Annotated in this window: 15 protein-coding genes; 7 read left to right on the forward strand and 8 right to left on the reverse strand. The window is 37.4% G+C overall.

Annotation, left to right across the window (positions count from 1 at the left end; translation table 11 throughout):
- Positions 1 to 3 precede the first annotated feature (3 nt).
- The 3 genes from EZ456_RS17680 to EZ456_RS17690 are packed head-to-tail and all read left to right on the forward strand — an operon-like array spanning position 4 to position 2879.
- Positions 4 to 855, forward strand: coding sequence for a hypothetical protein (locus tag EZ456_RS17680; RefSeq protein ID WP_131532416.1), 852 nt, complete (start codon positions 4 to 6; stop codon positions 853 to 855).
- 7 nt (positions 856 to 862) lie between these two features.
- Positions 863 to 1537, forward strand: coding sequence for a response regulator transcription factor (locus EZ456_RS17685; RefSeq protein ID WP_131532418.1), 675 nt, complete (start codon positions 863 to 865; stop codon positions 1535 to 1537).
- A gap of 1 nt (position 1538) precedes the next feature.
- Positions 1539 to 2879: a sensor histidine kinase gene (locus tag EZ456_RS17690; protein ID WP_131532420.1), complete on the forward strand. Its 1341-nt coding sequence runs from the start codon at positions 1539 to 1541 to the stop codon at positions 2877 to 2879.
- Between the two features lie 334 nt (positions 2880 to 3213).
- Here EZ456_RS17690 and EZ456_RS17695 read toward each other — a convergent pair whose 3' ends face one another.
- Positions 3214 to 3930 carry a DUF3667 domain-containing protein gene (locus EZ456_RS17695; protein ID WP_131532422.1) on the reverse strand — a complete coding sequence of 239 codons (717 nt, stop codon included), beginning with the start codon at positions 3928 to 3930 and terminating at the stop codon, positions 3214 to 3216.
- Positions 3931 to 4354: 424 nt separating this feature from the next.
- On the opposite strand from EZ456_RS17695, the gene EZ456_RS25375 reads away from it, so the two are divergent.
- The gene (locus tag EZ456_RS25375; protein ID WP_205945125.1) at positions 4355 to 4492 is read left to right on the forward strand and encodes a hypothetical protein; all 138 of its coding nucleotides are present in this window, start codon (positions 4355 to 4357) and stop codon (positions 4490 to 4492) included.
- A 96-nt stretch (positions 4493 to 4588) separates the two neighbouring features.
- Positions 4589 to 4996, forward strand: a complete 408-nt coding sequence (locus EZ456_RS25380; RefSeq protein WP_205945126.1) for a LytR/AlgR family response regulator transcription factor — start codon at positions 4589 to 4591, stop codon at positions 4994 to 4996.
- Between the two features lie 54 nt (positions 4997 to 5050).
- Here the strand turns inward: EZ456_RS25380 and EZ456_RS17705 are convergent, their stop codons facing one another.
- A complete protein-coding gene (locus EZ456_RS17705; protein ID WP_131532424.1) occupies positions 5051 to 5791 on the reverse strand; it encodes an SDR family NAD(P)-dependent oxidoreductase in 741 nt (246 codons plus the stop codon).
- Positions 5792 to 5884: 93 nt separating this feature from the next.
- Here EZ456_RS17705 and EZ456_RS17710 point away from each other — a divergent pair, with 93 nt between their 5' ends.
- Positions 5885 to 6304 carry a winged helix-turn-helix transcriptional regulator gene (locus EZ456_RS17710; RefSeq protein WP_131532426.1) on the forward strand — a complete coding sequence of 140 codons (420 nt, stop codon included), beginning with the start codon at positions 5885 to 5887 and terminating at the stop codon, positions 6302 to 6304.
- A gap of 113 nt (positions 6305 to 6417) precedes the next feature.
- Positions 6418 to 6888, forward strand: a complete 471-nt coding sequence (locus EZ456_RS17715; RefSeq protein WP_131532428.1) for a DinB family protein — start codon at positions 6418 to 6420, stop codon at positions 6886 to 6888.
- 331 nt (positions 6889 to 7219) lie between these two features.
- Here the strand turns inward: EZ456_RS17715 and EZ456_RS17720 are convergent, their stop codons facing one another.
- The 6 genes from EZ456_RS17720 to EZ456_RS17745 form a co-directional block, all read right to left on the reverse strand.
- Positions 7220 to 8188 carry a helix-turn-helix transcriptional regulator gene (locus tag EZ456_RS17720; RefSeq protein ID WP_131532430.1) on the reverse strand — a complete coding sequence of 323 codons (969 nt, stop codon included), beginning with the start codon at positions 8186 to 8188 and terminating at the stop codon, positions 7220 to 7222.
- Between the two features lie 51 nt (positions 8189 to 8239).
- A complete protein-coding gene (locus EZ456_RS17725; RefSeq protein WP_131532432.1) occupies positions 8240 to 8830 on the reverse strand; it encodes a YdeI/OmpD-associated family protein in 591 nt (196 codons plus the stop codon).
- A gap of 208 nt (positions 8831 to 9038) precedes the next feature.
- Positions 9039 to 9518 carry a putative immunity protein gene (locus tag EZ456_RS17730; RefSeq protein WP_131532434.1) on the reverse strand — a complete coding sequence of 160 codons (480 nt, stop codon included), beginning with the start codon at positions 9516 to 9518 and terminating at the stop codon, positions 9039 to 9041.
- A gap of 491 nt (positions 9519 to 10009) precedes the next feature.
- The gene (locus EZ456_RS17735; protein ID WP_131532437.1) at positions 10010 to 11749 is read right to left on the reverse strand and encodes an STN and carboxypeptidase regulatory-like domain-containing protein; all 1740 of its coding nucleotides are present in this window, start codon (positions 11747 to 11749) and stop codon (positions 10010 to 10012) included.
- Complete coding sequence (locus tag EZ456_RS17740; RefSeq protein ID WP_131532439.1) at positions 11749 to 12708, reverse strand: FecR family protein; 960 nt, start codon at positions 12706 to 12708, stop codon at positions 11749 to 11751. Before EZ456_RS17740 ends, EZ456_RS17735 begins: the two co-directional genes overlap by 1 nt.
- Before the next feature lie 10 nt (positions 12709 to 12718).
- Complete coding sequence (locus tag EZ456_RS17745) at positions 12719 to 13321, reverse strand: RNA polymerase sigma-70 factor (protein WP_225876564.1); 603 nt, start codon at positions 13319 to 13321, stop codon at positions 12719 to 12721.
- Positions 13322 to 13394: the final 73 nt, after the last annotated feature.

The raw sequence follows: 13394 nt of genomic DNA on the forward strand, positions 1-13394 counted from the left end.
TATATGCGCATCCGTCTCTTAATTTTCTTCTCGTTTTTGGTGATATCGAATGTAAAGGCACAGCAAGATTCTACAAAAGCTACGCTTACACTTGCGGCCATGTATAATAGTAACATTAATTATTACGGACAAGTTACCCCTGAAAAATATCCTTATGTGCTCTTTAACGCCACATTACGATTCCCAAACGGTTTGTATTTTTCGGGTGGTGGTTATAAACTCTTAAATTATGGCTCTACCATTTCGGAAACAGATTTAAGCATAGGTTACGATTATGATTTTAACGAAAAATTTACCGCAGGACTAGCCTATACACATTCGTTTTTCCCTTCTAATTCTCCTTTGCTCCAGGCATCCAACAACAATAATATCAATGCATCGGCATCCTACCAATGGCCTTGGTTTAAAACAGACCTTAGTGTCGATTTGGCCTTCGGAAAGCAAACCGATGGATTTATCAGTTTTGGGAATTCAAAAGAAATTGAGCTGGGAACGGTGTTTAACGAAAAGAACCTCATTTCAATTACACCAGCCATAGAGATTACAGCGGGTACTACCCACTTTTACGAAACCTATATCATCGAAAAAAACAAGAGGCAGAATTCGAATGGGAACGGGAAGGGAAAAAGTGATACCGCTCCCGGAATCGTTAACGGAAATACGACAGAAGTAGTTGAAAATTCGGTGAATCAGTTTAAACTATTGTCTTACAATTTTAAGTTACCTTTAAACTGGAGTAATGGAAATTTTCTTGCAGAAGCGAGCTATCAATTCTCTATACTTGGGAACAGAAAAGAAGAAAACGTAAAACACCAACAATCTTTCTTTGGTTTAGCAGTTTACTATCAATTTTAATCCACACATGAAGGTACTGATCATAGAAGATGAAAAAACGCTAGCCTTTGAGATGGAAAAGTTCCTTAAAAAGGCTTTTTTCTTATGTGATCTGGCCCATAGCTTTAAGCAGGGCGCTAATAAGCTAGAGCTAAATCAATATGATTATGTGCTTATTGATTTAGGTCTGCCAGATGGCGACGGCTTTGAACTGCTTAGCAAGGCGAAGAAAAGCAATCCTGATGCCGCTTACATTATTCTTACGGCCAGAGGTAAATTAGAAGACCGGGTGGCAGGCCTAGATATGGGAGCAGACGATTATTTAGCGAAACCCTTCTTCTTACCCGAACTTCAATCGCGCATGCAGGCCATTGCCAGGCGAAAATTTAAAGTTGCCGAAGATTTAATTCCCCTGGGAAACTTTAGTATCGATCTGCAAAAACGCTTTGTATTTTTTGAGGAAGAGCAGATTGAACTTTCGCGCAAAGAATTTGATCTTTTAAGCTACCTTTTACTGCATAAAAACAGGGTGCTTACCAGAATACAATTGAGCGAACATATTTGGGGCAACTTTGTAGATGATGACTACGATTCTAACTACATTGATGCACATATTAAAAATATCAGAAAGAAATTAAATCTTTATGCCCCTACCGAATGGTTAGAAACCGTTAGGGGCGTTGGTTATAGAATTAAAAAATAATTTGAAACTATCTACTAAACTCACCTTATTTATTACCGGATCTAAACTTGCCATTGTAGGTCTGTTTATTCTATTGCTCCCTTTTCTGATCAGACAGATCGCTTCTAACTACACCAACTTTTCACTTAGAAACCAGCAAAAGAAAGTACTCCAAAACATCGATAAAAAGGGAATAGATTATTACTTCGAAGGCGATAACAGTTATGGGAGTTACACCATGCTTAAAGATGAATATATTGCACTCGAAACTGTAGCGCAAACACTGAAACTAGATACCATACGCGATACCAAACGTATTGTAGAACAAGATACCATTGCTTATCGGGTACTGAGTTTTACTTTTCAAAAAAACCAAAAAAACTACCTCTTAGAAATCGGCAAAACTACCGCTAGTATCAACCACTACAATGATGCGCTCCAACGCTTTGCTTTATATGTGCTTATCATTCTTATTGCCTTAAGTATTGTTATAGACCTGATTTTTACACGACAGTTAATCAAACCACTTGGTCAGATCATCAAATTAAGGCTAACCAATAGCCGGTTTCCTTTTAAAAAAAAACACGGCAATATTAACACCAGTACGCAAGACTTTAAATACCTCGATCATTCGCTCATTTCGTTAATGGATAAGATTAATGAGGCTTTTGAAAAGGAGCGGGAATTTACGGCCAATGCCTCGCATGAGTTTATGACGCCCATTAGTATATTACAAAACAAGATGGAAAACCTGCTTACTGAAGAATCGGCATCAGAAGCGGTACAGGAACATATTGTGGATATGATGAAAACACTGGAGCGGTTAAAGAAAATATCGCGTTCGCTTTTGCTTATTTCGAGAATAGAAAATGAGCAGTTCTCCAAACAGGAAGAGATAGAACCACAAACACTCCTTAATGAAATAGTGGAAGAAATAGGCCATAGGCTCGAAGAGAAAAATATTCATATCGACATCAAGCTTAGCCATAATAAGCGTTTAAGCCATATCAATCATGATCTTTTATTTCAACTCTTTTATAACCTAATTAACAATGCAATTAAGTTTAACAAAGAAAATGGGCGTATACAGATTTCTGATCTTATCGAAAAAGGTTATTATTCCATTCAGGTTAGCGATAGTGGTCAGGGTATTAAAGCAGAAGATATACCACATGTATTTGATCGATTTAAAAAAACCGGTCATGCCGAAAATACGGGTTATGGATTAGGTCTTGCCATTGTTAAAAGCATAGCCAATTATCTTAGTCTAAAAGTTCTGGTGAATTCAATACCAGGGGAAGGAACAAGTTTTAAAGTTATTTTCGAAGTAGAACAACACAATGAGGTTGTCTCACAAATGTAGAATTGTCATCCTGAGGAATATTTTATTATATAAAAATCAATAATGATAACAGAGGATTTTTTTTGCAGTAATAGGCTGCAAGGAATCGTCATCCGATAGCTATCGGATGCGAGAAGACTTTTTCAGTTGTTTTTAAAGGCATTCATGAGCTCACTTCATTCGGTTATCTTCATTCCTCGCAATGACGGCTTTTCTATTGAAATCTGTCATTGATAGCCTGTCGAAGGAACTGCTGGCGATTTGGTTAGTTTCGGGCGATTTTACTCTTTAGCCCATTTATTTTCAGCATATTATTTGGTATGTAACATGCTAAAAGATGGAAATTTTACGAACGTTAATGTTTCATCAATAAATCGATTAAAATGCCCAAAAGCACTAAAAAAAGGCCAAATGTTAACATCCCCAGGCTATAAGCAATAATTGCTTTTAAGTAGTTTGCTGCTTTTTTCCCGTTAAAAAACTGTGCTATAGCCCATGTACTGTAGGCTGCGCCTATCATGCCTGAAACTTTCATGAAACTAATTTTGATAAGTCCTTCGGCAACGGCAAAAACAGAAATGATTAACATACCAATCCCCATCACAAAGCACAGCAGGATTAATACTTCGAAGAAGTTGTAGTTGTATTTTTTAAAAAATAGTTTTAACCATAAGGAAATACAAACGCCCATTAAAATATTGGCATAACCATAATGCCCCTGTACCCAATCGAAAATTAAACCAATGCTTGTTTTTTTTACCTCGGTAAATTCAACGTAACCTTCTTCAATATGAAAGAAATGACTAATTACCGTATAAATTAACGAGCTAACGATGATAAATATAACAGGCTTTACCAGCCGGCTGCGGTTCTCGGTAATGAATGTTCTGATATTTTGGCCAGGTCTGATGAGCAGTTCTTTTACGGTAAACAATATTCCTTTTTCGAAATGTAGAATATGTTGTATTTCATGTAAGATATAGTGCGCATCTACCCTTTTAACCTGCACAGGCTGGCCGCAATGGCCGCAAAATTTAGTGTTAACGGTTTGGCTACAGTTTATACAGTTCATGGCATTTGGTATCATAAATAATTATTGATTTGCGTAATTTGATTTTCTCATCTATCGATTTTTAAAAAAGCATATGAGTGTCCAAGTTATGGAAAACATCATTACCTGAATAAATAAATAAATTTTTGCCCGAAGAAAAAGCAATTTAAATGCGAAAACTAAACCCAGTATCATCTAGACAATTAAGGCTTTCTTTAAAGCCAATTTACGCTTGTTTAATTCTACTAAGTTTAATTCAGGGTGTTTTTTCATGCTACAAAATTGCTTACAGTAAAAGTAAGCACAAAAACATTTTCAAAGGCTACACTTTAGTGTAAATTTGCTATTAAGCCATCCCCTAAATGAAAGATAACGTCGCCTCCGCTCTGCTGACCAAAAATAAGGTTGAAAAATATCAACCGAAAACCTTCTCCCGCAAGATTACATGGAAGCTATAAAAGCTTTTGCGCGCTTAACATACGAAAGTGTATATGTGATCGATTACGAAAAAATGGCGTTTGAGTATGTTTCAGAAAACCCCTTGTTTTTATGTGATTATTTGCCTGAAGAGATATTGGTTTAGGATATGAATTTTATTTTAAAAATGTTCCTGAAAAGGATCTCGTATTGTTGAGTCTGATTAACGAAGCGGGATTTGATTTTTTCGCGAAATTGTCTGATGGAGAAAAAAAACTATAGCATTACATACGATTTTCATCTGATTAACCAGGAAGGTAAACCCACGCTGATTAACCATAAGCTTACCCCCTTATTTTTAACTGGCGAAGGAAAGATGTGCGTTAAAAGGATTAAACTTTATTTCGATCAGATTACACATATTCAGGGTTTAAAAGATTATGCTATTATTCATGCCTCAGCAGAAAGGATCGTGATTAAGGGATCGATAAAGATGGTACAGGAAATGTTACCTGTGCAACTATTTATTCGGGTACACAAATCGTTTTTAGTAGCCCATAAGGCAATTAAGCGGATACAGCACAACAAGATAACCATCGGCACTTACCAGATCCCAATCGGCCGGAACTACCGCGAAACATTGGAACAAAAGATTAACTTAAATAGATAAACTTTGGCCGGGATTTGCCGCCCCAACCAAAGTCTAGTTTTATTAGAGATCACACTAAGCGTTCAATCCACCGTCGATTGTTAAAAACGAACCGGTGATATATCTGGCTTCTTCGCTTGCAATAAAGTTCACAAATGCAGCGATATCTTCTACTGTGCCGTAATCTGGCAATGCCATACGGGTTCTTAGAAAATCAGCTAATGGTGCATCAGCAGGATTCATGTCGGTATTAATTGGCCCAGGCTGAATCAGGTTTACGGTAATTTTTCGGGCGCCCAGATCGCGTGCCAAACCACGTGTAAAACCCTGAAGTGCCGATTTGCTCATGGTATACAAAGTGGTTTCAGGACCAACAGCGTTATCGCCCATGTTGCTACCAATGGTAATGATCCGACCACCCTCAGGCATGCCTTTTACAGCGGCCAAAGCAGCCACAAAAACCGCCTGTACATTAATAGCCATAATTTCGTTATAATCCTCAAGGGTGTGTTCTTCAAAGGCTTTACCAATATAGATGCCTGCATTGCTAATCAGCACATCAATACGGCCAAAATCGGCAATTGTTTTAGCCACTGCACCAGTTACTTCAGCAGGTATTGTACTGCTTGCTTTTAAGGCAACCGCAACTCCACCAGCAGCTTCAACATCAGCCACTACGGCTAAAGCTTTTTCGGCTGAATTGGCATAAGTAAATACAACTTTTGCACCCTCTGCAGCCAATCTTTTTACAATCGCTGCACCTATGCCCCGGCTTCCTCCTGTTACCAGCGCAATTTTATCTTCTAATTTTTTCATGTGTATTTTTTTTAATTTTATGCTAAAGTAAAAGAGATACTTTACATTTGCAGGTAAGCAACAAATTGTTAGGTACTAACAAAAAAGTAAGAAATGAGAAAAGAGACATCAACCAATGCTTTAAATGAAAAAATGATGATCGACAGTTGTGGCATGTCTTCATCGCTGGCGGTAATTGGCGGAAGGTGGAAACCTGCAATATTGTGCCGCCTTTCTTATGGCACCATGCGTTATGGCGAACTTAAAAAAGACATTATTGGTATATCAGAACGGATGTTGGTGGCACAGTTAAGAGAACTGGAGAAAGACCAGATTATTACCCGTGTTGTTTTTCCGGAAGTACCACCAAGGGTAGAATACCGCTTAACCGAGTTGGGTCGTACCATGAAACCGATGCTGGATGCGATGTCTAACTGGGGCAATATGTACAGGAAACATATTAACCAAACACAAGATTTATCTGGTGATTCGGCAACATTACACGTGCTTGATGAGACCAAAATTGGGATTTAGGGATTAGCTGTAATAAATAGAAATTTTAATAAAAAACAACATGCTGTTTTTCGACTGACAAACAGCTGTCATAATGCAGTCTTAGCTTTGTTCTATTAAATTAATATAACATCATGTCAGCAACTATGATTACTAAAAGCGAATTACTACAGCATTGGTTAGGCCACAGAAAACTAACCAGAAAAACCATTGAAAAATTTCCCGAAAAAGAATTGTTCGAATTTTCGATCGGTGGAATGAGGCCTTTTTCTGCATTAATTAAAGAGTTATTATCGATTGATGTTCCTGGTTTAAAAGAAATGATCACCAAGGAAACATCGCCTTTTAGTCATGATCTTCCACTGAATACCAAGGAAGAGATTCTAACAAAATGGGATGAGGATACTCCAAAAATTGTGGAGTACTTTAACCAAATCTCTGAAGATCAGCTTCACGAAACAATTAAATTATTCGGACAGTACGAGTTTACAATCATTAGCCATCTCTTGTATTTCATTGATAACGAAATACACCACCGTGGCCAGGGCTTTGTGTATTTACGAGCCTTAGGCATTGAGCCTCCATTTTTCTGGGACCGTTATTAAAAAGCAAGAGACTGTATCATAAAGGTTATTTCACCTCAGATGCTGTCATGTTGTCCAAAGGACTCCTACGGAGAGCCTGTCGAAACGTTTTGCGAAACATTTAAACGGGTTACTCCAACTGGCCACCATTGATGGACTGCAATAGAAAAATCGTCATTGCGAGGAGGAACGACGAAGCAATCTTTCATGCTAGTGATCCTTGCCATAAAGATTGCTTCGTCGGCTGAAAAAGCCTTCTCGCAATGACGATACTTGGAGGGGATTTATTATCTTTTAAATTCTTCCTTCATTTTTATAAAATAAATTATCACTCAGGATGACAATTCTATATTTATGATACAGCCTCTTTGTTTTTTATTCTCTTCAGACCAGATTCCATGATTTCAACCAGCTCGTTATTTAAATGGGCTGGTTCTATAATTTCGGCAACATCAACAAATTTAAGAAACCAGCGGACAAAAGAAACAACAGAAAGGGAACAGTCGAAATACATGATCACAAAATCATCTGAAATTTCTTCGCCCGTAAATCCGAAAATCTGTCGTTCCCAATATAGAAAATGTGCATACTTCCGGTCTACCCTGATTTCTATTTTCATTATATTTTCGGATAGACCTTTATCCCGGAATTCATTAATTGGCGGGTGTGTAATGGTGAAGTTTTCTTGGAGCACTAAAACTTTTTTAATCCTGTCTAGCCTAAAATTGCGGTAATCTTTTCTTAAATGGCAATAGGCTAACAGATACCAAAGACTGTGTTCGTAGAATACACCAATTGGTTCAACAGATCTGCCAACGGTATTAACATCACCACTTTTGAGGTAATCTATCTGGGTTATTTTTTTCTTTAAAGTGCTATTGAGTAAAACATCAATAATATTGGGCAGGTAATCATTTGATTTAATGTCACTTTTAAGATGTACTGCATCTTCCAAATGCAGGAAATCTCTTTTTTGATGCACCTGAAAAGAGCTTTTTATTTTGATAAGTGCCGCCTCAAAATGTTTTTTAACAAATTCGGTTTCATGTTTTTGCATCACTTTTTCGGCAACCATTAAACTGAGAATTTCTTCCTGACTAAACCTTGATGGCTGTAGCCTAAACCCTTCCATAATCGAATAACCAGTTCCTGATTCGTTTACGATTGGAATGCCAGCAATCTCCAGGGCTTTTAAATCCCGGTAGATCGTTCTTATACTGATTTCGAACCGCTTTTGTAATTCTTCTGTAGTTACTACAGATTTAGATTGCAATAGAAAAAATATCTGTAGTATGCGGTCAAATCTTTTGGTAATATCCATTTTTAAAAATGTATGTATTTACTTTAACAGTTAATTTAGATGGTTTGCCCGTTAACGGAGAAATTGCTTTGGCAATACGTTTTCTGATGAGGATTTTATAAGTTCAAGAATTCTGTTTTGCCGGGTTTCTGGCTTTTTGGCTAGTACAATCCATTGCAGGATGGATTTCTTAACCGATTTACTAAGACTCAGAAAAAAAATCTTTGCGTCTTTTCTATTTTTAAATTCAGCGGCTAAATCTCTAGGTATTTTAAGTGTTTCCGCTGCATCTAAAGTTCTCCATGATCCATTTTGTTTGGCCCTTTTAATAGCTTCTAAACCTGCTTTTGCAATAAGTTCTTGTGCCAATAGGCGCTTTACCTTTTCCTTATTGATTTTTGACCAAACACTTTTAGGTTTCCGTTTACAGAAAAACTGCATAAATGTCTTCCCATCTATGGGTTTTTTTATACTGTCTATCCAGCCGAAACACAGAGCCTCATCTACAGCTTCGCTCCAGGTAATGCTTGGCAAACCAGAACCCTTCTTGCCATAAATTAGCCAAACTGAAGATTTAAGATCATGATGGGCTGCTAACCAATTCCGCCATTCTATAATGCTGCCTGGGCAAAAAGTTTCTATATCTTTTACTTTATTTTCCACTATTTCGCAATTAATAAAATAATTTTAAGGAACAGATTGTACATAAAATTATTTTTAATTAAGCAACAAATTTAGCAGGCCAACTGACAACCCTATGGCAGTGGTGATTTTATCTTTTATAAAATTAGCTAAGATATGCTATCGCATTACGGAGATTAAAAAGAATCATTGGTCTGGACCATAATAAACTCCACCAATGCCAAAAAGCTTAGCGGTTAAAGCCTTCGCTTGCTATTATCATCTTTAATGTTTCCAATTGCCAAATACGTTCGGCTTTTATCCGATTTAAATCTTTATGGAAAGCTAAGCCAATGGTTTTAATTGCATAATCCGCGCATACCATGGCATGCTCCCTCATGTGCCCAACACCTACCGCCTGACCAGCTGTTCGAATAGCATTTTTCGTCACCTCGGTACTACATGCCCTGGCAAGCTCATGAATTTTGAAACCAGCCTGTCTAACCTCGTGAACACTTGCTTTTCCAACTTGCCAACGTTTATTTATTTCGAATCCGATTTCAATAACGGATAAATCTATATTTTCATCTGGCAAACAGGTTAACAAATTTTTCGCACACTTAATTGCCCACTTTGCTAAAGAAACCTGATCTGTTTTCTCGTAAATGTTATCAATTTCAGTTCTTAAATCGCTATCATCAAGTATTTTGATTTTCGATATAGTCGGCATAAATTTTAAACTATGTTAACCCCTTCTTTATTCAGTTTGAGTCGGCAGCTCCCTTCTTTATCTGGATAATAGATTTCAAAGGCATAATAAAATGAAATTAATCAATATTACAGAAAAGGCTGGCAATTCAAACAGCGAAGACAGTAAAATACTACGTTTACAAAGGAACGGTAAGCCTTAAGTTCAAGCTACCAATTTATGCTGCATTTTTAAAATGATGACACAAGCAGGAGTCAGACCTTATACTGATTGATGTATTTAAATATAGGCAATCGTTATAATCACAATCCAGATCAAGCTAAACACACCTCCAAAATAAAACATTGGCATGTTTTGTTTCAAGTTTTTCTTAACCAAGGCTGCGTAAATGATCCAACCAAAAAAGGCAATAAAATATAGCGGAACCGCAAATAATAACATAAGATTAAAATTGGTAATCAAATGTAGCCATTTAACTAAAGTGAAGCCATAAAATTGGCAAAATAAACGATCTATAGAGAAACCATAACACCAAAATTCCACCCCAACCAACCTTGCGCACCGTTTTTAAAACGACGACTCCAGGCAGGCGCCACCTCCTTTTTATAATTTTCTCCAGAAATAACTTCTCCATTTACGTAATGCGAATAGGCTGGTCCTGCAAAAATAGCAAGCCTCGACAAAGCGTTAAACTGCAGGTTTACCTGTAGCCTATAGAGGTTATTTGCTTCTTCAACATTATTGCCGAGATATATCGACTGAATGGTTCCTTCGGCGGCGATGGCAAAACGTTTGTTTAATATAAAATCATGACCAAGACCTAATCCAAAAGTAAATACCCGGGCAGTATCTGAAAAATTTTTACCCACGATTAATAAGGTATATAAATTGGCATTTCCAGTTTTAAAGGCAACGTTGGCATTGATTACCTCATTGCTATATACTGTTATTTTACGGTAGCCATTATTGGATAAATTGATCAAACCGATACTGATACCCGATGATGAATCGGCCAGATTTACCACGCCAAGTTGAAAACCATCCATATTTTGAGCATGGTTAACCAATCCGGCAAGCTGCATGCCCTTCAAACGGCCCGAGGTTTGATTCAATACGCCTGCCAGCTGAACCCCAGTGGTATTTTTGCTCCAATTAACCAGTCCAGCTACCTGCGCTCCTTTAACATCTTTGCCCGCAAGGTTGCCTACCCCGGCCAATTGCAGACCCCTCACTTTACTTTCTACTCTATTTAACAAACCGGCCACCTGTACACCATCCATATTGAGGTTTACATCGTTGTACGCACCCGAAAATTGAGTGCCTTTTACCGATCCGCCCACTACATTGAACAAGCCTGCTACCTGAATCTTTTTAATATCGCCTTTGGTTAAATTAAACGCACCCGCTATTTCAAAGCCATTTGTTCCGGCAGTATAACCACCAAGTATATTTAAAGATGCCTTGTTTACTACACTAGAACTCATGCTGCCATGCGAGCTTAAGCCAGGGGTAAACGATGCCTGAAAAGGTGTTTGCGCCAAAAAATCGGGAATATTCAGGTTTTGGATGCGTTGTTTTGAGGAGAGCAAAAAACGCCATATCCCGCGTCCCCCAAAAGTGTTGGTGAAAAATGCGCCTTTCTCTTTGTCTGGATCTTCGTATTTCTCAGGTTTTATATTGATATCAGCCAGGAAAACCAGGGCGGTATCTCGATAGGTTTCTTTACTTGCCGTTAAAATTACGCCACTGTGTTCACCCCTAAAACGTAGTGTAAAATAACCATTGTCATCTGTAAGTGCAGCCTGAAGTAGTTTTTTTTCATAAACACTTGCCTGTTTAACTTTATTTCCCGTTCTGGTATCAACCACATAACCGCTTATCGCATATTCATTATCGCCGTTAGCAATGTGCTCTGCTTCTATTGTTAAATGATTTACGGCATAGCGAAGAATAATGTATTCAGCATTTTCTTTATAATCTACCTTACCATCAAATAGTTGATCTAAAACCTCGCGCACCGGAACATTCTTCACATTCAGGCTAACCAGGCTATCCTGCCTGAACAGCACACCATTGTAAGAAAAATAGAATCCGCCAGCTTTGCTTATCATCTGCAAAACATTGCCAACCCGTTCCTGCTTAACATTTATACTTACCCCTTTTGATAAATTTCTTCTATAATCGACGGTGGTAACCTGTGCGGTACAATAGCCTGAAATAAAGAGCAATAAAATAATCAGTTTTGTCTTCATTATTTTTTATCAGACAACAAAATGGTGTTACCGTTACGGGATAACTGTAAATTTAAGGTTTGGCAGATAATATCGAGATTCTGGTTTATCGATCCCATTTTTAAAGTGGTATTGATTGTTAAACCCTTAATCTTTTCACCCAAAGAGATGTTGCTTCCATAAGCCTCGTTCAAGGTGGTCACCAGTTTGGATAAAGCAATGTTATTTGCCTGAAACAGATTGCTGCGATAATAGTTGTAAAGCTGATCGGTACTTTGTTCTTTTACCAGTTTACTGGTATTGCCATTAATGATAATTTTTTCGCCCTTATAAAGTTTAACTTCATCACTGCCCAGGCTAACCTTCACAATTCCGGTCTCTACATTAATTTCGGTATCCTTTTGAATGTGCTTAATGTTGAACGAGGTGCCTACCACTTCTACACTTATCGTTTCGATATTGATTACAAAAGGATGGGTTTTATCTTTGGCGACGTCAAAAAACACATCACCTTGTTCCAATTTCAGTTTTCTGTTGTTTTTAAAGTTACCTGCATAACTTATTTTAGTATTCTTGTTTAAGGTAAGTGCCGATCCATCAGGCAAGGTTTCAGTACGGACCTGATTAGTGGCAGTTAGTTCAGTATAATTTTCGGGGCCGTACAAAACATATACCATCCATCCGCCCACAGCAATAAACAATACCGCAGCTATCCTAAGCCAAACTTTACGGGCATCTAATAGTTTAGTATTTCCGCCCTGCGGTTTTAAATCTGCTCTTCTCGCCTTAAAACTTGTCCACGCCAGCTCTTCATCCCTTTTATTTTCATTTTTCAGGGTATCGCTTACCTGCCAGATGGTTTCTAACTGCGAGAAATGTTTTTTATTGGCTTCAGTAGCGTTTAGCCATTTTTCTACCTTTTCGTTTTCTTCTACAGTACTTTCTTTTAGAAGAACCTTTATCAATAATTCATCATTCATACGCTTTCTTCTAATTAAAAAAATCTTTGTAACACCATAGCCCAAGTAAAATAAAGACCAGAAAATCAGCCAGTTTAAGTCTTAAAATCCTTAAAGCCTTACCCATTTGATTTTCTACGGTTTTAATCGATAAACCTAAATGATCGGCAATTTCGCGGTATTTCAATTCTTCGAACCTGCTCATTTGAAAAATGGTCCGGCATTGCTCTGGTAAGTGATTCAGGGCTTCTCTTAAATGCTGCTGTAGCTCTGAAAATTCGACTTTTGCAGCAGCAGGCTCGTGTTCTGTATTCATGGTGTGTACCGTAAATTCCTGGTATTTGCTTTTGGTTTTTTCCTGTTTAATATAATTTAAACTATCGTTGTAAACACACTTGTAGAGATATGCTTTTATAGATTGTATTTTAAGGTTTTCCCTTTTTTCCCAAAACTTCAAGAACATTCCCTGTACAATTTCCTCAGCAACATCTTCATCCTTTAAAATCACCTGAGCATAAGTGTGCAGTGCATTATATTGCGTTTTGAACAAATGTTCAAATGCGGTATCATCATGGTATTGATGTCTGATTTCGGAAGCTACTGCTGTTAATTCCACGGGTTTAATTGTAATCAAATATATATTTTTAATAATTTAATGAGAGAATTAGAGAATGATTGAATGAATAAATGAGAGCATGTTAGATAGT

It is taken from the genome of Pedobacter psychrodurus (genome assembly GCF_004331735.1).
GTDB classification, from domain to species: Bacteria; Bacteroidota; Bacteroidia; order Sphingobacteriales; family Sphingobacteriaceae; genus Pedobacter; species Pedobacter psychrodurus.